The sequence below is a fragment of the Oleiharenicola lentus genome (assembly GCF_051660365.1).
Taxonomy (GTDB): Bacteria; Verrucomicrobiota; Verrucomicrobiia; order Opitutales; family Opitutaceae; genus Lacunisphaera; species Lacunisphaera lenta_A.
In genome coordinates this window covers 34,364-53,380 of record NZ_JBOZXB010000001.1, presented here as the reverse complement: position 1 = coordinate 53,380, position 19,017 = coordinate 34,364, and the positions used below count along the sequence as shown (strand labels likewise).

The window sequence follows — 19,017 nt, the reverse complement described above, 5'->3', positions numbered from 1 at the left end:
TGCTCTCGTTCGTCAGTGTAAATTCGTGTAATTCGTGTCCTACCCAACCTCATGTCTAACGTGGTTCTCAAGGCAGCGGGCATCCGCAAAAATTACCGCAGTGGCGACAAGACACTGGCGGTGTTGCATGGCGTGGATTTTTCAGTCGCGGCGGGCGAGACGGTTTCCATTCGTGGCGAATCCGGTTCGGGCAAGAGCACGCTTTTGAATATCGTTGCCGGCCTGGATCGTCCTGATGCGGGTGAACTGTTCTGGGCGGGCGAGGCGGCGCACCAACTCAGCTTGAGCGAACTGACAGCGCGGCGCGGCAAATTCCTCGGCATGGTGTTTCAGTCGTATTACCTGATTCCGGAAATCGACGCGCTGGCGAATGTGCTGATGAGCGCGCGGCTGATTGGCAAAGTCGGCGCGGCGGAAAAAGCACGTGCGCTGGAATTGTTGAAACGCGTCGGGCTGGGCGAACGCAGTCATCATTTACCGGCGCATTTGTCCGGCGGCGAACGGCAACGCGTGGCCGTCGCGCGGGCGTTGATGAATCGCCCGAAACTTATTCTGGCGGACGAGCCGACGGGCAACCTCGACGAGCGCACGGGCGACGAAGTCATCGAGCTGCTGCTTGGCGTCTGCGCGGAGCAGGATACCGCATTGGTGTTGGTCACGCATAATCCTGCGCACGCGAAAAAAACGAGTCGCCAACTTGTCCTGAAAACCGGACAAATGGTGCATGGCTAAACCCAAGATCAAGTGCGGCGTCGCCGGCGTCGGTTCGCTCGGACAGCACCACGCGCGCATTTATGCGTCACTGCCGAATGTCGAGTTTGTCGGCATTTTTGAGACGAGCGACGCGCGCGCGGCGGAGATTTGCGCGAAGTATAATTGCAAGCGCTACGCCACCATCGATGCGTTGGGCGACGCGTGTGATGCGATCAGCGTGGTGGTGCCGACCGACAAACACGCGATCGTGGCGTTGCCGTTGCTCGCGAAGGGATGTCATTTACTCATCGAGAAACCGCTTTGCGCGGATCTGGCTGAAGCGGAGCAGGTGCTCGCCGCCGCGCGCGAGCACAACTGTTTGGTGCAAGTCGGGCACATCGAGCATTTCAACCCAGTGATGAGTTACCTCGAGAAACACACGGGGCGTCCGCAATACATCACGACGGAGCGGCTCGCGCCTTACACGACGCGCGGCACGGAAGTGGGCGTGGTGCTGGATCTGATGATCCACGACATCGGCATCGTGCTCGCGCTCGTGGATTCGCCGATTCGGAAAATCGATTCGGTGGGCATCAGCGTGCTTTCGAAAACCGAGGATATTGCGAATGCGCGCATTGAATTTGAGAACGATTGCGTAGCGAACCTCACGGCGTCTCGCATGAGTATGAAAAAGAATCGCGAGATCCGCGTGTTTCAGGACAACGCGTATCTCTCGCTCGATTTCATGAACCAAAAAGGGCACCTCGTGAAGAAGAGCGACATCATCGCTTACGGGGTGAAATTAAAAATCGGCCTGGCGAAAGCTGGCGATGCTTCGTCGGTGCCGGTGCACGAGATTCCGATCGAGAAGGGCGAGCCGCTGGCGATCGAGTTGGCGCATTTCACCGACAGTGTGCGCGAAGCGACGCAGCCCAAAGTGGGCGCGGCCCTCGGTAAATCCGCGCTCGAAGTGGCGATCACGATCACGGATCAAATTCGGAAGGCGCAGAAATGAAGTGGGCTGCAAACAAGGTAGGGGCCGATCTCCGAGCGGCCTGGTTGGATGCGCGAATTTTAGGCGGCCCGCCCGGAGGTCGGGCCCTACCATGAAACCTGCATTGATTTCAGAACTGCCCGCACCGATGACGGGCTCCGTCGACTTGTTGATTGTCGCGGGCGAACACTCGGGCGATGAGCACGCGGCGCGGGTCGTGAGTGAGTTGCGGGAGAAAAATCCGGCGCTGAAAATCGCGGCGCTGGGCGGACCGGAGTTGGCGAAGGCGGGCGCGCAGTTGCTGCACGATCTCACGGCGACTTCGGTCGTCGGGTTTGTCGAGGTGCTGAAACATTATTCGTTTTTCAAATCGCTGTTCGATGCGACCCTGGCGTGGGTGGAGTTGCACCAGCCGCGCGCGATTTGTTTCGTGGATTATCCCGGATTTAACCTTCGGCTCGCGGCCCAGTTGCGCGAACGCGGGCTGAGCGTAAAGGGCGGCGGCACGGTGAAATTGCTCTATTATATTTCGCCACAAATTTGGGCGTGGAAGCCGAAGCGTCGTTTTACGATGGCGCGCGATTTGGATGCGCTGTCAGTGATTTTTCCGTTCGAGCCGGCGTGCTATGCGGACACGGCTTTAGCGGTGGAATTCGTGGGTCATCCGTTTCTCGCGGCGGATTATGTGCCGCCGGTGAGCTTCGATGCGGCGGGACCGATTTTGTTACTGCCCGGCAGTCGCGTGCAGGCGGTGGCCCGGATTTTTCCGCGGCTGCTCGCGGGATTTGCGGAGTATGCAAAAACAAATCCGGCGGCGCGCGCCGTGGCGCTTTATCCGAGCGCAGAAGTGGTCGCGGTGGCTCGCGAGGAGTTGACGCGTTGGCCGCAGTTGGCGGGGAAAGTTGAACTTAAACCGGTCAGCGAGAGTCACGTGGCGACACCGTTGGCGGCGAGTGCGGTGCTGACGTCGAGTGGCACGATGTCGCTCCATTGTGCGCTGGCGGGGATTCCTGGCGCGGTGGTGTATCGCACGAATGCATTGACCTACCTGCTCGCGCGGTGGCTGGTGAAGATCGATTACATCGGTATCGCGAATTTGCTTTTGAAAGAGCCGATGTATCCGGAGTTCATCCAAGATGCGGCGACTTCACGCGCGCTCGCTGCGCAGTTGCAAGAGTGCGTCACCAATCCGGCGCGGCTGGCGCAAACGCGCGAGCAATTGGGGCGACTCCGGCAGTTACTGTGGCAACCGGCAGCGGGCACGGCGGCAGACTGGGTGGCGCGTCATTTAAAACTTTGTTAAAGTTAGGAAAGGATTCGCCTAAGCTGCTTTAGGCAGGTGTGATGCGGGAATGGGTTTGCGCTCCCATCACCCCATCGAACAACGATTTGGCAAAGCTTTGCCGTGGATCGTTCTGCTGCTTTGCAGCGTCTTCTCGCTGCTCGCGAGTTGGTTTTTGCGGCAGGAAGCGTTGCGAGTTAACCAGACGCGCTTTGACCGGCAGGTCGCGCGGCTGACGGTGGCGATTCAAGAGCGTTTCACCGGCGTGAAGGAACTGTTGCACGGCGCGCGGGCGCTCCCGGAAGCATCGAACGAAGTTTCGGCCGCAGAATGGACGGCGTATTTTGCTTCGCTGCAACATGAGTTGATGCGCGGCTTGCTTGGTCTGGGTTATGTCGAACGAGTGCGTCGCAGCGAATTGCCTGAATTGGAACGACGCGTGCGCGCGGCCGGCTTGCCAAATTTTAGGGTGCAAGAGTTGTCGGGCACCGGCGAGTGGGCCTATATCGTGACCGCGTTTGAGCCGGCCTCGGCCAACGCGGGCATTCTCGGACTCGATCTCGCGACGGGCACGACGCGTCGGGCGGCGGCCGAAGAAGCGGCGAAAGTTAACCGGATGATGCTGTCGCGGCGCATCCGGCTCAATTACGAGGGGAAGGAAGTGGCGGGCTCGTTGCTGATGCTACCGGTGTATGCGAAAGGGGCGAAAATTTCGACGGAAGGAGAGCGTGATCTGGCGCTGCAAGGTTGGGTATATGCATCGTTACGCATCGATCAATTGATGGATCGCCTCGCGGAATCGGCGGCGATTCAAATCGATTTCGATCTATTCGAAGGAGACGAGCCGCGCGTAAGCAATCTCCTGTATGATCAGGACGCGGCACTTAATTTGAAAGGTGCGGATCGGGCGATCACGAGCGCCGACTTTGCGAAGCGTTCCTTCAATGCGAAGCACACGATCGAGGTGCTGGGCCGGCGTTGGACGATCTGGGCAAGTTCGCTGCCGGAGTTCGATGCCAATAGTAACAATCTGTTGGTGCCTTGGTTGGTGGCGGTCGGCGGAGTGCTCGCGGGGATCATGGGCGCCGTGTTGATCACGGTGCTCGTCAATGCTCGTTCCCGCGCGCTGACGCTGGCGCGAAACATGACGGCTGATTTGCGGATCGCGGAAGCCGAATCGCGCAAGCTCGCCATCGTGGCCAGCCGCACGGCGAGCGCGGTGTTGCTCGCGGATGCCGACTGGCGCATCGAGTGGATCAACGAAGGCTTCACCCGGTTGTTTGGGTTTACCGCTGATGAAGTGCGCGGAAAGCTGCCGAGCACTTTTCTTAAAGGCCCCGAGACGGACGAGGTGATCATCGACGCCATGAACAAAGCATGCGCCGCCGGCGAAGCGTTTAACGCGGTGATGATGAACTACACCAAGTCGCGCGATAAAAAGTGGGTGGAAATCGAAATTCAGCCGATCAAGGACAAGGCGGGAAAGGTGACTGGCTTCATGGCGTTACAGCTCGATATCACCGAGCGGAAAGAGGCCGAACGGGAGTTGGCGCAACGCGAAGCGCAGTTCCGTTTTATTCTCAATGCACTGCCGATTGGCGTGAGTTGGGAGCACTATGGCGAGAAGAACGAGACCTGGCTCAACGAGACTGTCCTGCGCATCACGGGACTTACGCGCGAGCAGGCGCTGGTGCCGGGCGCCTACCAACGCATCACGCATCCCGACGATTGGAAAGTGCAGCAAGCGCAGTCGGCGCGGTTGCGCAGCGGCGAGATCGACAGCTATGCGATTGAGAAGCGCTACTTCCGTGACGACGGAAAAACGGTGTATGCGTTGCTGACTTTGCAGGTTTTCCGCGGGCCGGACGGGAAAATTTTGCAGGAAGTTTCGACCGTTTCCGATATTACCGAGCGCCATGAAGCCCAGAAAGAACGCGAGCTGCAGGAAGCACGTTTTCGTTTCATCTTCGATGCGGTGCCGACTGGCATCGTGTGGCGGTTGGTAAACCCGGATGGCACAGTGGCGAGCAGCGTCAACGAAGCGCACTTGCGCATCGGCGGACTGACGCGCGAGCAGGCGATGGAGCCGGGCGCGTTTCGCAATCTCACGCACCCGGACGACCTGAAGGTTCAGAAGGTGCTCCACGACCAGATGATGGCTGGAGAGACGAATGAATACTCGCTGCACAAGCGCTACATTCGCCGTGATGGCACGGTGGTGTGGGTCGCGTTTACCAACCAGCGGCGCACCTTCCCGGATGGGAGCGAGCAACACCTGTCGACAGTCACGGATATTACGGAGTTGAAACGGGTGCAGGAAGAGCTCGGCACGGCAAAAGAAACCGCTGAGCACGCGAGTCTCGCGAAGAGTCAGTTCCTCGCGATGATGAGTCACGAAATTCGCACGCCAATGAACGGCGTGATCGGCATGACGAGCTTGTTGCTCGATTCAAAACTGACGCGCGAGCAACGCGACTATGCCGAGACGATCCGCGTCAGCGGCGAGGCGCTGCTCACGATCATCAACGACATTCTCGATTTCTCGAAAATCGAATCAGGCCGTCTCGAACTCGAGCACATGGAGTTTCCGTTGCGCGATTGCGTCGAAGGAACCCTCGATCTGCTCGCAGCACGCGCGGCGGAGAAGCGCATCGATCTGCTTTATGAAATCCAGGATGGCGCCCCGAGCATTATCCGCAGCGATCCAACGCGGTTGCGCCAAATCCTCGTCAATCTTTTGAGCAACGCAGTGAAATTCACCGAGCGCGGCGAGGTGTTGCTCGGTGTGCGCAGTAAGACGCTTGCGGACGGTGCGCTGGAATTGGTGTTCAGCGTAAAAGACACTGGCATCGGGATCCCGAAGGACGGCATGGATCGATTGTTTCAATCGTTCACGCAAGTTGACGCATCGACGACGCGCCGTTTTGGCGGCACCGGCCTCGGTCTTGTCATTAGTCGGCGGCTCGCGGAGATGATGGGCGGACGCATGTGGGTCGAAAGTGTGCAGGGCAAGGGCTCGACCTTTAGTTTTTCGATCAAAGCGGAGGCCGTCGCGAGCAAGCCGCGTCTGTATGCGGGTGGCGCAAAAGCGAGTGTGGATGGCCGCCGTTTGCTCGCGGTCGACGACAATGCCACGAGCCGGCGCATCCTGAGCGACCTCGCGCGCAATTGGGGCATGGTGCCGCGCACGGTCGAAACTCCGGCCGAAGCGCTCGCATTGTTGCGCGCAGGCGAGAAATTTGATGCCGCGGTGCTCGATATGCAGATGCCCGACATGGATGGTCTCATGCTGGCGGCGGCGATTCGCGATCTTCGCACGGCGGAACAGTTGCCGCTCATCTTGCTTTCTTCGATGGGCAAGCAGGAGGACTTGCACAATTTGTTCGCAGCGAATCTGACGAAGCCGGTGAAACCTTCGCAGTTGCTCGATGTGCTCTCGCAACTTTTCTGGCGCGGTCGCGAGGAAACCGTGGCCTCCACCAGCGTCGTCAACGTGCAAGGCGGCTCGCGTCCCGAGATCCAGCATCCGGATCGCGTATTGTTGGCCGAGGACAATTTAGTGAATCAAAAAGTCGCACTCCACATGCTGCGTAATCTCGGCTATCGCGCCGATCTCGCGGCGAACGGCCTTGAGGTGATCGATGCGGTGAAGCGTCAGACTTACGACATCATTTTGATGGACGTTCAGATGCCGGAGATGGACGGCCTCGAAGCATCGCGCGTGCTGAGTAAACTTTATCCCGAAGCCAGCCTGCGCCCGTGGATCATCGCGCTCACCGCCAACGCCATGCAAGGCGACCGCGAAATGTGTCTCGCGGCCGGCATGGATGATTACATCAGCAAGCCGATAAAAACGCCTGAACTGCTCTCGGCGATGTTGCGCGGCCGGACGCGCACCCGGCTGTGAGCGCTGGTGTCGCCGCTGCTGATTTGAAACAAACCGCCCATGTCGTCCGAGAATCCAAACCACGTTCATCGCAGCCTGTCGGCGCTGCCCTGGCTGGTGTTGATCATCCTGCTCGGAGCGTCGGTCGCGAGTTGGCGGGTGGTTGATCGGGAAGTGAAGCGCACCGCACAGGCGCGCTTTGATCGTTTGACGGAACGCATCAGCGGCAACGTGCGCATGCGTTTCGATACGGCGTCGAATTTGTTGCACGGCGCGGCGGCGTTGCCGACTTCGAGCGATCAAGTCACGAGCAGGGAGTGGGCGAGTTATCTCGGCCATGCTTCGGTGCAACTTTCCAACGGCGTCGTCGGACTCGGTTATGTGGAACGCGTGGCGCGCACCCAGCTCGCGGCGTTGGAAACGCGCCTGCGCGCGGAAGGTGAAACGCAATTCACCGTGCAACGCGACGGCACCAACGAATGGGTTTTCGCGGTGGTGGCGATTGAACCGCGCGCGGCGAACACGGGCGTGCTCGGTCTCGACATCGGCAGCGGGCGCACGCGCCGTGCGGCCGCCGAGGAAGCCGCCGCCCGCAACGAGATGACGCTTTCGCGACGCATTCGCCTCGATTACGAAGGTAAGCAGGTGCCCGGCTTCCTCATGCTGGCACCGGTTTATCAAAAGAATGCCGATCTCGCCACGCCCGCTTCGCGTCTCACCGCGGTGCAGGGCTGGGTTTACGCCCCGATCCGGATTGACCAGTTGCTGCAGGATATTCCGGAAATTTCGGCGCAGTTGATCGACCTCGAAGTGTTCGAAGGCAAGGAGGCTGACACGGCGAATCTCCTTTACGATTCTGACAGCCACCTCACGCGTGATTCGGCAAAAATGCTGACGCGGATGGATTATCCCGGGCGCGCTTTTCACGCGCTTCAGCCGCTCAACGTGTTTGGTCAGCGGTGGACGCTCGTGATGAGCACGCTCCCGGCGTTTGAAAATTCGGCGTTTCGCGGTTTGTCGTGGATCGTGCTCGCGGCGGGATTTGGCGTCAGCGTGCTCGGCACCTTGTTGACTTGGTCATTGGTGCGCTCGCGCGCTCGCGCAGTGAATCGGGGCGAAAGTCTGTCCACGGATATGCGTCGCGCACAGGAGGAATCTCATCGTCTCGCGCTGGTGGCCAGTCGCACGGCGAGCGGCGTTATTCTCACCGACACGGAGTGGCGCGTGGAATGGATCAACGAGGGATTCACGCGGTTGTTTGGGTTTACCTTCGATGAAATCAAAGGCCGCAAGCCGGTCGATTTTATGATCGGGGCGGAAACCGATTTGAAAACGCTTCAAGCCATGGGGCAGGCCGGTGAATCGCGTCGGCCCTACATCGGGGAGATCCTTAACTACGCCAAAGACGGGCACAAAGTGTGGATTGAGTTGGAGATCCAACCGATGTTTAGCGAGCGTGGGGAGCACATTGGTTTCATGGGCTTGCAGCTGGATATCACCGAGCGCAAGCGCCACGCGGAGCAAATGACGCTCGCGAAAGAAGCGGCTGAAAAAGCCAACGTCGCGAAAGGCCAGTTCCTCGCGATGATGAGCCACGAAATCCGCACGCCGATGAACGGCGTGATCGGCATGGCCGGACTCCTGCTCGATTCGCAACTCACCGCCGAACAACGCGAGTCCGCCGAGACGATCCGGCATAGCGGCGAATCGCTGCTCACGATCATCAACGACATTCTTGATTTTTCTAAAATTGAATCCGGTCGCTTCGAGTTGGATCACACGGAATTTTCGTTGAACGACTGTCTTGAAGGCGCGCTGGATTTACTCTCTTCGGCGGCAGCCAAAAAGAAAATCGATCTGCTTTACGAAATCGCCGACGGCACGCCGGCGCTGGTGCAGGGTGACGCGACGCGGCTCCGGCAGGTGCTGGTCAACTTGATCGGTAACGCAGTGAAATTTACCGACAAAGGTGAAGTGCTCGTATCGGTCAAGGCGCTCGCGTGGCACCCGACAGGCGTGGATTTGCATTTTGCGGTGCGCGATAGCGGCATCGGTATTTCGGCGGAGAACATGGAGCGGCTTTTCAAACCGTTCAGCCAGGTTGATGCGTCGACCACCCGGCGCTTTGGCGGGACAGGGTTGGGCTTGGCGATCTGCCGCCGCTTGGTGGAAATGATGGGCGGACGCATCAGTGTGGAAAGCGAAGTGGGTCGCGGGTCGACTTTTGGTTTCACCCTGCGCTTGCAGGAGATCGGCACGTCGGGTTCGATTCCGCCGTCGGCGCGGCAAAGTTTTCAAGGCCGCCGGGTTTTGTTCGTCGACGACAATGCGGTGAGCCGCCGCATTCTCCGCGACCTGGCGGTGGCGTGGGGCTTGGAAGCGGTGTTCGTGAACTCCGGCCAGGCGGCGTTGGAAGTGCTGGGCACGCTCGATTTATTCGATGCGGTGATCATCGATTTGCACATGCCCGACATGGACGGCGTGGGGCTTGCGCAGAGCATCCGAAAAATACCCACGCGCTCGTCAACGGCGCTGTTGCTACTTTCAGGTTTCGGCCAGCGCACCGCGGCGGGTGAGGTTTTTGATGCGGTGGTGCCGAAACCGGTGAAGCCGTCATTACTGTTCGACGCACTCACACAAATTTTCTGGCGCAGCGATCGTCCGACGCAGCCGTTGGTGGTCTCGGAATCGGCGGCGGCGGTTGCGACCACACCGAGCACGCTGCGGATACTGATGGCGGAGGATAATCCGGTGAACCAAAAGGTGACGCTGCATCAGCTGAGCGGTCTGGGTTACCGGGCGGATGTGGTTTCCGATGGCGCGGAAGTGCTCGTGGCCCTCGCGCGCCAGCGCTACGATGTCATCTTGCTCGATGTGCACATGCCGGTGATGGATGGCCTCGAGGCGGCGCGGCAAATTTGCCTGCGTTATCCTGACGCGGAACGTCCGTGGTTGATCGCGCTGACCGCGAACACGATGCCGGGCGATAAGGAAATCGGGCTGGCGGCGGGCATGGACGATTACTTGGGCAAGCCGATCAAGACGGCGGATTTGGGCGCCGCCATCCAGCGAGCGAAGTTGCGCGTGCGCCTGCCGTAATGCCGAAACTCCGTGCGTGAAACGCAGCGGGGCGCTTGGTTATGGGCCGAGCTGGTTCAGCGAATTTGCGACCTGCGGCCAGAGCGAAGCGGTGCGTTCGGCCACGATGGCGCGGCAGCGCGCAAGTTCGGCTTCGCGCAAGGCGAGGTTGCTTTCCGCAATCTTGGCGAGGTCGTCGAGATTATAGAGGAAGACGTTGGGCACGCCAGCCGCGGCGGGATCGATGTCGCGTGGCAGCGCGAGATCGATTAGAAAAAGTGGGCGCGCGGGGCGTTGCTTGATGGCCGCGGCAATCAACTCGCGCGTGAGCACAAATCCCGGCGACGCGGTCGAACTCGCGATGATATCCGCGGCGGCGACCGCTTCGGGCAATTCGGCGAGGCTCAAGGCCCAGCCACCGGCTTGGGCGGCGGCTTCCTCGGCTTTGGCGAGCGTGCGGCTGGCCACGGTGATGTGCGTGGAGCCGCGGCTTTGGAACGCTTGCACGGTTTTCAGGCCGATATCGCCCGCGCCCACGACGAGAATTTTTGTGGCGACCAGTTCGCCGAAAATGCGTCCGGCCAGGTCAACCGCAACAGACGCGATGCTGGTCTGACCGGAGCCGATCGCGGTGTGCGTGCGCACGTGTTTCGCAGCCTGGAAAGTTTTTTGAAAAACGCGGTTCAGCACCGGACCGGTCCAGCGTTTGGCGAGTGCGTCATCGTAAGCATCTTTGACCTGACCGAGGATTTCAGTTTCGCCGACCAGTTGAGAGTCCAGTCCTGATGCGACCGAGAACAGGTGGGCGACGACGTCGTGGTTTTGCTGCTGAAAACTAGCGGTGGCGAATTCCGCGGGCGTGCAACCGGTCGTTTCGCACAGTGCGGCATCGATTTTCGCCAGCACTTCGGGGGTGTGTGCGACGCCGTAAATCTCGACGCGATTGCACGTGTTGAGCAGCGCGAATTCTTTGACGCCGGGGGTTGCCTGAAGGCGCGTGGCCAGCGTGGCCGCCTTGGCGGCGTCGAGCGCGAGCTTTTCACGCACCGCGAGCGGCGCGGTGTGGTGACTTGCGCCCAATAAAAACAGAGCTGGAAAATGCTGCGCCATGATCACTCGCCGGCTGGCGTGAGCACGATGGTGTGGTGACGGCTGGAGTTCACCGGCCCGAGCGAAAGCAGCGCGATCATGAACAGGATCACGCACACCCAGGCAAAGCGCACCGACACCAGACGCCCGCTGCGGCGCAAGAGAAACACTACGAGGTAAGCGAGCCACACGCCGACCGTGATAAATAATTTTAGCAGATCGACTGACGCGAGATCGCGCACCCACCACGCCGCGCCGACCGCGAGGGAGAAAGTGAGCAGAGCCACGCCGAGGAGCAACACGCGCAGATTGATCTGGTCGAGTTGGACAACGGAAGGGAGGAACCAGAAGAGGCCGTTGAGGCGTTTATGTTTCAGGCTCCAATTTTGGAGGAGCTGCATGAACGACGTGAGCGCCAGCAGGCCGAACACGCCGTAGCTAAAAACCGCGAGCGCAGCATGAAGTTCGATCCACGGATTGTTGCCGAAGATTTTTTGGCCACGCGTGACATCCCATTGCGTAATCAAAAGCGATGCGATCGCGAGCGCGGCGGCGTAGCCCGCCGTAAACAAACCTAGCACACTCACGCGAAACGCCGGCCCCACGAAGAAATACAAGACCATGGCAGACCACGCGACGAATTGGACGAGTTCAAACGTGTTGCCGAGCGGGCAGCCGCCGACGGCCCGACCGCGAACGTAGAGCCCAGCCATTTGCACCACCCAGCCCGCGATGAGAAAAATATTGAGGACGTTGCGGTTGGTCGTGCCGCTTTGTTTGCGAGTAAGGCCAACCAAGCCGGTTAAAAAACCGGCGAGATAAAGGAGCGCGCCGAGCCAGAGGAGGGCGCGGTCGGTGAGCAGGGCGGACATTCGGGCAAGTTGGCAGTGGCGGCGCGTGCGGGCAAGCGTGGTGGCAGGGTATTAGAATGGGGGGAACTGTGCGGGTGCAGGTCTGATTCAGGCTTGGGTGCCCGCGATTTGCCGGCAAGGTCGCGTCCATGAAGTTCGACCCGCAACCGATTCTGCTCGAAGGGCGCCACGTGAGACTGGAGCCGCTGAGCCTGGCTCACGCCGAGGGGCTTTTTCGTGCGAGTGTCGATCCGGTGATTTGGAAATACCTCGCGATTGAGCCGTTCAAAACGGTCGCGGACGCGACGGCGTGGATCGATGAGGCGTTGCGCGGGCAGGCAGCCGGAACGGATGTGCCGTTTGCCACGGTGCGAAAAAGCGATGGCGTGGTGGTCGGCACTACGCGCTACCTGGATATTCGTCGACCGCATCGCGGCCTGGAGATCGGCTGGACCTGGATGAGGCCCGAAGCGCAACGCACGGGGATCAATACCGAGGCGAAATACTTGATGCTGCGCCACGCGTTCGAGCAACTCGGGGCGCTGCGCATCCAGTTAAAAACCGATGCAAACAACGCCCAATCGCGTGCGGCGATTCTCCGGATTGGCTGCAAATTTGAAGGCATTATCCGCAAGCAAATGCTCCGTGCGTTCGACGGTTATCAACGCGACTCGGCGATGTTCAGCATGATCGACACCGAATGGCCTGAGGCGAAACTTGCGCTCGAGGCCAAGCTTGCGCGCTGAGCGCGCCGTGACCGATCAGCGCTTCGGTGACCATTGTTTCAGAAACGCGGAGACTTTGGCGGAATCGTGGGCCGCTTTGCCGTCTTCGAGCGCACCGGTTTCCTGGGTGGTGAGTTGTTGGCCTTCGGCGTCGAGCACGACTAACACGGGCAGACCTTGTTTGATCGGATTACCGTATTTTTCGTCGACGGCGGCATTGCGCTTTTCGCCTTTGCGCGTGTTCACGTCGATTAAGACGAGTTCGTAGTTGTCGCTGAGAAGTGTCTTCACGGCTGCGTCGGTTTCGAAGGTGTGATGCAGGCGATGGCACCATACGCACCAGTTTGCGCCAAACATAAGCAGCACGTTTTTATTTTCTGATTTCGCCTTAACTTGGGCGTCGGCAATCAAGGCAAAGCCATCGACCTTGGGGTCGTAGATATCGGGCCCTTGCTTGGGATATTCGGGTTCGGCAAAGGCTGAGAGAGTGGCGGCGGCCAGAATCGAAGCGAGCAACAGGAGGCGTTTCATCGCTGCACGCTACTCGAAAAGCTGCGGCGCGCTAACGCTTTTTCGCGACCCAGAAACGACAGTTGTCGGAAAAGTTGCGCACCTTCGGCGTCTCGCTGGCCAGTTCGTTGCGCGTCGCATCGTAAACGTGTTCCCAGCCGGTGGCTGCCATATCATCGAGAATTTCGCGACGGTCGGGCAGATGCATGAACGTATTGCCCGTGTCGTCGCTGAAGTAGCGGTCACCGAATTCAAGGAGTCGCGGGTCTTGTTCGCCGCGGGCCCAGAGTTCTTTTTCCTTGGCCCACGCTTTAAGCTCCCGCGCGTTCGGCTCGTCGCGATCGTGAGAAGTGAAAATGAAATGAGCGCCGGCGCGACAACGCTCCGCAATCCCTTGCAGCGCAGCGCGGCGGTTTTCGCGCCCAGGAATTTGCATGAGGCCGTTGAACATGAACAGAGCGCCATCAAACAGTTTGTCATATATTATATGACAACTGCGCAGAGCGGTCGCGTCGGCTTGCACGAAGGTAAGGCCGGAGATGCCTTGTTCCTTGGCGAGGTTTTCGGCTTGTTCGACGAGTTCGAAAGCGAAGTCGAACGCGACGACGTTTCGGTATCCCTGATGCCAAAGTCCGACGGCGACGCGTCCGGCTCCGCAACCGGCTTCGAGCAGATGCGCGTTTTTATCGGGCAGATATTGTTCAATCAACTTTAGCTCGGATTTCCATAGCCCGATGAAGTGAGCCGCCCGGGTGTAATGCAGGACGGTGTTAATCGAATTGAAATCGTCGCGGACCGTCGCGCCGCTGATTTTGCTCACTTCTTCCGCCATTGCGCGATGAACATGCCGTTGGCGTTGAGCTCCTGCGGCCAGAGGAATTTTGCGGAGAGCGGTTCGAACTCAGGATGAGTCGCATTGAAGTTCTCCGCGATCCCGGTTGTTTCGGCGCGCGTGAGGGTGCACACGGCATACACGAGGCGGCCGCCAGATTTCAGCGATCCGGCGATGTTTTCGAGGAGTTGCTTTTGAACGACCGCGAGTTCGTGAACGTCTTTGGGCGTCGTCGTCCAGCGCGCGTGCGGGTTGCGCTGCCACGTGCCGACGCCGCTGCACGGCGCGTCGACGAGCACGCCGTCGAATTTCGTTTTAGTCGGCAAGGTGGTGCCGCCTTCCCATGGCACGGCGCGGTAGTTGAAAACGCTGGCGCGAGACGCGCGGTCTTTGAGTTTATCAAGACGCCGCGCAGAACGATCGCTGACCCAGAGCGTGCCCTTGTTCTGCATCAGGTCGGAAAGGTGCATCGATTTGCCGCCTTCGCCGGCGCAGGCGTCCCACCACATTTCTCCCGGCTGCGGCGCGGCGGCGAGGCTGACGAGTTGCGAAGCGAGATCCTGAATTTCGAATTCACCCGCCTGAAATTCCGGCGTGCGGTAAAGATCCTTGATGCCTGTGTAGCGCAATGCGTCGGGCGAATGCGGCGTGGCCTCGGTCGTGACGAGTTTTTTGGCGAGTGCGGCAGACGTGCCGGTTTTGGCGCGAATCCACAATACTGGCTCGCGTTGCAACTGACGCAGCCATTCGACGGGGATTGAATCCATCTCGTCTTTCAACCAATCCGGAACGACGCGCGCGGCGAGGCCTTCGGGTTTGAAGCTGGCGGGATTTTTGTTGAAGCGCTCTTGAAAGACGAGGCCGGCTTCGAGTTGTTTTTGCAGGGAATCTTTTTCGCTGAGCCAGCGCCACCAGCGAAAATACGCGAAGACCGCGCGACTGATCTCGCGGCGTTCGAGTGGTGCGGTGAAATGGCGATTCTGCGTGAGCGAATCGCGCAAGGCCTGATCGGCGGGGGTGCCCGACTGCACCAGCCGCAGAATGCGGGCGGCGTTATTGATGATTTTGGATTCGGCCATGAGTTAGTCCTTCTTCGCCCACTTGCGGCGGACTTCTTTGATTTCCATGCGGCGCGCTTCGACCATGGTGCCGGCGACGGCGGGGTGCTGGCGCAGCTCTTGAAAAATCTGCGGATTTAGTCGCCAGTTAAGTCCAGAGGGCGCTTCGGCAATCGGGGTGGCACGGCCTTCGAAGACGAAGCCGAGTTTGATGCGCGTATCGCCACCGGCGGCGATGAGGATGGGGCGGAGTTTTTGGAGGAACTCGGGCAACTGTTTGTGCTCGGGGTGAAGCAGCCAGGTGATTTCGCGGATGTTTTGAGAGATGTGCGTGTCGAGCGGGTAACACTCTTTCACATTCAACCTCGCGCCATCGTCGCCGCGCATAACGCTGCCGAGAATGACCACGGGCTGGTTTTCCGCGAGATTGCGGCCGTAGTTTTCGAACGCGTCGGAATACATGTTGACCGAAATCGTGGCGCGTTTGCTCGCGAGATTGAAGAACGCCCACGGGCGGTTGTCTTTGCGCGAAAGTTTTTTCGTGATGCCGGACGCGATGCCGCACATGCGGAACTCCATGCGGTCGCCTTCGAGCATGACTTCTTCTTCGGTGTGGGTGGTGAGCGCTTCGGCGAGCCCGGCGTAGGCATTCATCGGGTGACCCGAGATATAGAAACCGAGGAGTTCTTTTTCGAACTGGAGCCGGTTGGCGGAAGTCAGGCGACGCTCGACGGTCGCCGTGGTTTTGGCTTTGGCGGTCGCGGCTTTGTTGGACCCAACACCAAAGTCCAGGCCGGCGTGGTCATCGTGATGGCCGTTGGAAGTCGCGGCCATCGCGGGCGCGCGCTTCGTGTGGCGAAGTAGCTCGGCAAATTCGCGAACGAGCACACTCCGCTCGGGGAGGGGCATGCCGCCCTGCGTAGCACCCATGTCGAAGAGCATGCTTTCAGCGGGCTCGACGACTTTGGCGGTCGTGGTCTCTTTGCGCAGCGCGGGATATTTACGTTGGAGTTCCGCGAGCGCGGCGAGGATGTCGTCGATCTGCGCGAACAATTCTTCGCGGGGCGCGCCACTGAAATCGAAGGCGCCCGTCGCGGTGAGATTTTCGAGGACGCGTTTGTTGATCGCGCGCGAATCGGCGCGGAGCATGAAGTCGGGGAAATCTTTGTAGGGGCCGTTGGCTTCGCGTTCAGCGATGATTTTTTGCGCGGCTTGTTCGCCCACGCCTTTGATGCCACCGAGACCGAAACGAATTTTGCCGGCGGCGGGCGCGAACATCTCGCGCGATTCGTTCACGTCGGGGCCGAGGACTTTGAGGCCCATCGCTTCGCACTCGGCGATGAAGTGGGAAACTTTTTCAGAGTTGCCCAGCTCGGAGCTCAACATGGCGGCCATGAACTCGACGGGATAATTCGCTTTGAGAAAACCGGTTTGATAACTCAGCACCGCGTAGGCGGCAGAGTGGGATTTATTGAAACCGTAACCGGCGAACTTGTTGAGAATGTCGAAGATCGCGTCAGCGGTCTTGGCTTCGATGTTGTTCACGCGCTTCGCGCCCTCGACGAATTTCGCGCGCTCTTTCGCCATCGCGTCGACGTCCTTTTTACCCATCGCGCGGCGCAGCATGTCGGCGCCGCCGAGCGTGTAGCCGGCGATGATTTTCGCCGCCTCCATGACTTGCTCCTGATACACCATCACACCGTAAGTTTCGCGGCAGACGTCTTCGAGAAGCTTGTGCGGGAACTTGACCGTGCTCGGGTCTTTTTTGCCCTTCACGTAATCCGGAATCCACTCCATCGGGCCGGGACGGTAGAGCGCGATGAGCGCGACGATTTCGTCGATCGAGGAGAGACCGATCTGGCGGCAAAGATTTTGCATGCCGCCGGACTCAAGCTGGAACACGCCGGTCGTGCGGCCGGAGTTGAGCAGTGCGTAGGTGACGGGATCGTCGAAGCCGACCGCTTCGAGATCGAAATCGGGTTTCGTCGTGCGGCGGACATTCTCGATGGCGTCGGCGATCACGGTGAGCGTCTTGAGTCCCAGGAAATCCATCTTCAGCAAACCGAGTTTGCCGACGGCGTTCATGTCGAACTGCACGGTGACGTCGCCTTCCTGCAACGTAAGCGGGACGAACTCGTCGAGCGGGCGATCCGTGATGATGATACCGGCGGCGTGTTTGCCGGTGTTGCGCACCATGCCTTCGAGGACGAGCGCTTGGTCGACGATTTTTTTTGCGATGGGATTCGCGGAAATCTCTGCGCGCAGCTCGGCGGATTTTTCGATGGCGGACTTGAGCTCGATGTTGAGCTCGTCGGGGATCATCTTCGCCAAACGATCTGCGTCGACGTAAGGCAAATCGTGCACGCGCGAGACGTCGCGGATCACCATTTTCGCGCCCAGCGTGCCGTAGGTGATGATGTTCGCGACGCAGTCGTTGCCGTATTTCTGGCGGACGTAATCGATGACCAGCCCGCGACGGCGCATGCAGAAATCGATATCGAAGTCGGGCGGCGAGACGCGTTCGGGATTCAGGAAACGTTCGAAGAGCAGCTTGAAACGGAGCGGGTCGAGATTCGTGATGCCGAGCAGATACGCGACGATGCAACCGGCGCCGGAACCGCGACCTGGGCCGACGGGAATGTCGTGTTTGCGCGCCCAATCGATGAAATCCCAGACGACCAGAAAGTAGTCGATGAAGCCCGTGACGCTAATGATGAGGAGTTCGTATTCGGTGCGAATCGCGAGTTCTTCCTCTTGCGAAAGTCCGGTGTAGTCCGGCGCGGAAGGTTTCTGGCCTTCCGGATAATTCCGCATTTTTGCCAAACGCTCGGCGACGAGGGGGCGTGCGGAAACGGCGACGTAATCGAGCTTGTAGCGCGTTTTGAGGCCTTCGATGCAGAGTTCTTTCAGGTAGCCCGCGCGGTCGGTTTTGACTTCGGGCGGCAGCGGGTATTTCGGGTAACGCTCGGAGCCTTTCGGAAATGGAATCGTGAGGTCGCACATCTCGGCGACGAGTTGCGTGTTCGTGACGGAATCGGGAACTTCGGCGAAGACCTTCGCCATCTCGTCACGTGATTTCAGGAAGAACTGCGTGCCGGTGAACTTCATGCGATCCGTCTCGTGCACCTTCGAGCCGGTCTGGATGCAAAGCATCGTGTCGTGCGGCATCGCATCGCCGGAACGCACATAATGGACGTCATTCGAACAAATCACTTTCAGGCCGAACTCTTCGCCGAGTTTCAACAGGCCCGGGATGATCTGCACTTGCTCGGGGATGCCGTGATCCTGGATTTCGACGAAATAGTTTTCCTTGCCGAAGATATCGATGAAGCGCGCGCAGGCCTTGCGGGCTTCTTCGTAACGACCGTGCATCAAGTGCTGCGGCACGAGCGACGCGAGACAGCCCGTGAAACCGATCAGGCCCTTCGAGTATTTGGCCAGCGTTTCGAGATCGGTGCGCGGCTTGTAGTAAAACCCCTTGAGGTGCGCGTCGGAGACGAGTTTGAGCAGGTTTTGGTAGCCTTCGAGATTCTTGGCGAGCAGGCCGAGGTGGAAGATGCTTTTGCCTTCGTCGGAGCGGCCCTGGCGGTCGAGCCGGGAATTGGCCGCCAGATACAGCTCGCAGCCCACGAGTGGCTTGATGCCTTTTGCTTTAGCTTGGTTGTAGAACTCAATGGCGCCGTAGAGGTTGCCGTGGTCGGTGAGGGCGAGCGCCTTCATGCCGAGTTCAGTGGCACGATCCATCAACCGGTCGATCCGGCAGGCTCCGTCGAGGAGGCTGTAGTCCGTGTGGACATGCAAATGGACGAAGTTTTGGTCGACGGAAGACAAGCGAGGGGATGGAAAGCCAGTGTTTCAGGCGGGCAAGCGTTAAAGCTAACGTTGTTGGCCGGCGCGGTTTAGATGGAAGGGCAGGCGTCGTGGCAAAGTTGATGTGAATAGATTAAAAATTGGGGTTGACGGTGACGGGAGCGAATGGCTTCTTGCTCGTTTTCTTCCAAGTAAACCTGTCTATTTCC

12 protein-coding genes are annotated in these 19,017 nt (G+C 59.5%); 6 read left to right on the top strand and 6 right to left on the bottom strand.

The genetic code is table 11. The annotated features are described in order from the left end of the window. Nucleotides 1–51 precede the first annotated feature (51 nt). The 5 genes from ACRRQW_RS00195 to ACRRQW_RS00175 all read left to right on the top strand — a co-directional run bounded on the left by ACRRQW_RS00195 (nt 52) and on the right by ACRRQW_RS00175 (nt 9,954). Nucleotides 52–732: an ABC transporter ATP-binding protein gene (locus ACRRQW_RS00195; protein WP_438479055.1), complete on the top strand. Its 681-nt coding sequence runs from the start codon at nt 52–54 to the stop codon at nt 730–732. After that, on the top strand, nt 725–1,708 hold the full coding sequence (locus ACRRQW_RS00190; RefSeq protein WP_438479053.1) for a Gfo/Idh/MocA family oxidoreductase: 984 nt from the start codon (nt 725–727) through the stop codon (nt 1,706–1,708). Before ACRRQW_RS00195 ends, ACRRQW_RS00190 begins: the two co-directional genes overlap by 8 nt. A gap of 91 nt (nt 1,709–1,799) precedes the next feature. After that, a complete protein-coding gene (lpxB, locus tag ACRRQW_RS00185) occupies nt 1,800–2,990 on the top strand; it encodes a lipid-A-disaccharide synthase (protein ID WP_438479051.1) in 1,191 nt (396 codons plus the stop codon). Between the two features lie 49 nt (nt 2,991–3,039). Next, nucleotides 3,040–6,876: a PAS domain S-box protein gene (locus tag ACRRQW_RS00180; protein WP_438479049.1), complete on the top strand. Its 3,837-nt coding sequence runs from the start codon at nt 3,040–3,042 to the stop codon at nt 6,874–6,876. Nucleotides 6,877–6,915: 39 nt separating this feature from the next. Further along, nucleotides 6,916–9,954, top strand: a complete 3,039-nt coding sequence (locus ACRRQW_RS00175) for a CHASE domain-containing protein (RefSeq protein WP_438479047.1) — start codon at nt 6,916–6,918, stop codon at nt 9,952–9,954. Between the two features lie 39 nt (nt 9,955–9,993). Here ACRRQW_RS00175 and hemA read toward each other — a convergent pair whose 3' ends face one another. Then, on the bottom strand, nt 9,994–11,043 hold the full coding sequence (gene hemA, locus ACRRQW_RS00170) for a glutamyl-tRNA reductase (protein WP_438479045.1): 1,050 nt from the start codon (nt 11,041–11,043) through the stop codon (nt 9,994–9,996). Nucleotides 11,044–11,045: 2 nt separating this feature from the next. After that, complete coding sequence (locus ACRRQW_RS00165; protein WP_438479043.1) at nt 11,046–11,894, bottom strand: cytochrome C assembly family protein; 849 nt, start codon at nt 11,892–11,894, stop codon at nt 11,046–11,048. Nucleotides 11,895–12,022: 128 nt separating this feature from the next. Here ACRRQW_RS00165 and ACRRQW_RS00160 point away from each other — a divergent pair, with 128 nt between their 5' ends. Further along, entirely contained in the window at nt 12,023–12,619 is a 597-nt protein-coding gene (locus ACRRQW_RS00160; RefSeq protein WP_438479042.1) for a GNAT family N-acetyltransferase, read from the top strand. Between the two features lie 15 nt (nt 12,620–12,634). Here the strand turns inward: ACRRQW_RS00160 and ACRRQW_RS00155 are convergent, their stop codons facing one another. Genes ACRRQW_RS00155 through dnaE form a run of 4 tightly spaced genes read right to left on the bottom strand, consistent with a single transcriptional unit; the run spans nt 12,635 to nt 18,829 of the window. After that, entirely contained in the window at nt 12,635–13,129 is a 495-nt protein-coding gene (locus ACRRQW_RS00155; protein WP_438479041.1) for a thioredoxin family protein, read from the bottom strand. Nucleotides 13,130–13,160: 31 nt separating this feature from the next. After that, nucleotides 13,161–13,928 (bottom strand): class I SAM-dependent methyltransferase, encoded by a 768-nt coding sequence (locus ACRRQW_RS00150; RefSeq protein WP_438479040.1) that lies wholly within the window; start codon nt 13,926–13,928, stop codon nt 13,161–13,163. Then, on the bottom strand, nt 13,925–15,019 hold the full coding sequence (locus tag ACRRQW_RS00145) for an RsmB/NOP family class I SAM-dependent RNA methyltransferase (protein ID WP_438479039.1): 1,095 nt from the start codon (nt 15,017–15,019) through the stop codon (nt 13,925–13,927). The genes ACRRQW_RS00150 and ACRRQW_RS00145 overlap by 4 nt, the downstream gene beginning before the upstream one ends. Nucleotides 15,020–15,022: 3 nt before the next feature. Beyond that, nucleotides 15,023–18,829, bottom strand: coding sequence for a DNA polymerase III subunit alpha (gene dnaE / locus ACRRQW_RS00140; RefSeq protein ID WP_438479037.1), 3,807 nt, complete (start codon nt 18,827–18,829; stop codon nt 15,023–15,025). Between the last annotated feature and the right edge of the window lie 188 nt (nt 18,830–19,017).

Bases quoted from the DNA above. Each gene is read 5' to 3' on its own strand.
- ACRRQW_RS00155 (WP_438479041.1), bottom strand. From the start codon at position 13,129: ATGAAACGCCTCCTGTTGCTCGCTTCGATTCTGGCCGCCGCCACTCTC.
- ACRRQW_RS00180 (WP_438479049.1), top strand. From the start codon at position 3,040: ATGGGTTTGCGCTCCCATCACCCCATCGAACAACGATTTGGCAAAGCT.
- ACRRQW_RS00190 (WP_438479053.1), top strand. From the start codon at position 725: ATGGCTAAACCCAAGATCAAGTGCGGCGTCGCCGGCGTCGGTTCGCTC.
- ACRRQW_RS00160 (WP_438479042.1), top strand. From the start codon at position 12,023: ATGAAGTTCGACCCGCAACCGATTCTGCTCGAAGGGCGCCACGTGAGA.
- ACRRQW_RS00145 (WP_438479039.1), bottom strand. From the start codon at position 15,019: ATGGCCGAATCCAAAATCATCAATAACGCCGCCCGCATTCTGCGGCTG.
- ACRRQW_RS00165 (WP_438479043.1), bottom strand. From the start codon at position 11,894: ATGTCCGCCCTGCTCACCGACCGCGCCCTCCTCTGGCTCGGCGCGCTC.
- ACRRQW_RS00195 (WP_438479055.1), top strand. From the start codon at position 52: ATGTCTAACGTGGTTCTCAAGGCAGCGGGCATCCGCAAAAATTACCGC.
- ACRRQW_RS00175 (WP_438479047.1), top strand. From the start codon at position 6,916: ATGTCGTCCGAGAATCCAAACCACGTTCATCGCAGCCTGTCGGCGCTG.
- hemA (WP_438479045.1), bottom strand. From the start codon at position 11,043: ATGGCGCAGCATTTTCCAGCTCTGTTTTTATTGGGCGCAAGTCACCAC.
- lpxB (WP_438479051.1), top strand. From the start codon at position 1,800: ATGAAACCTGCATTGATTTCAGAACTGCCCGCACCGATGACGGGCTCC.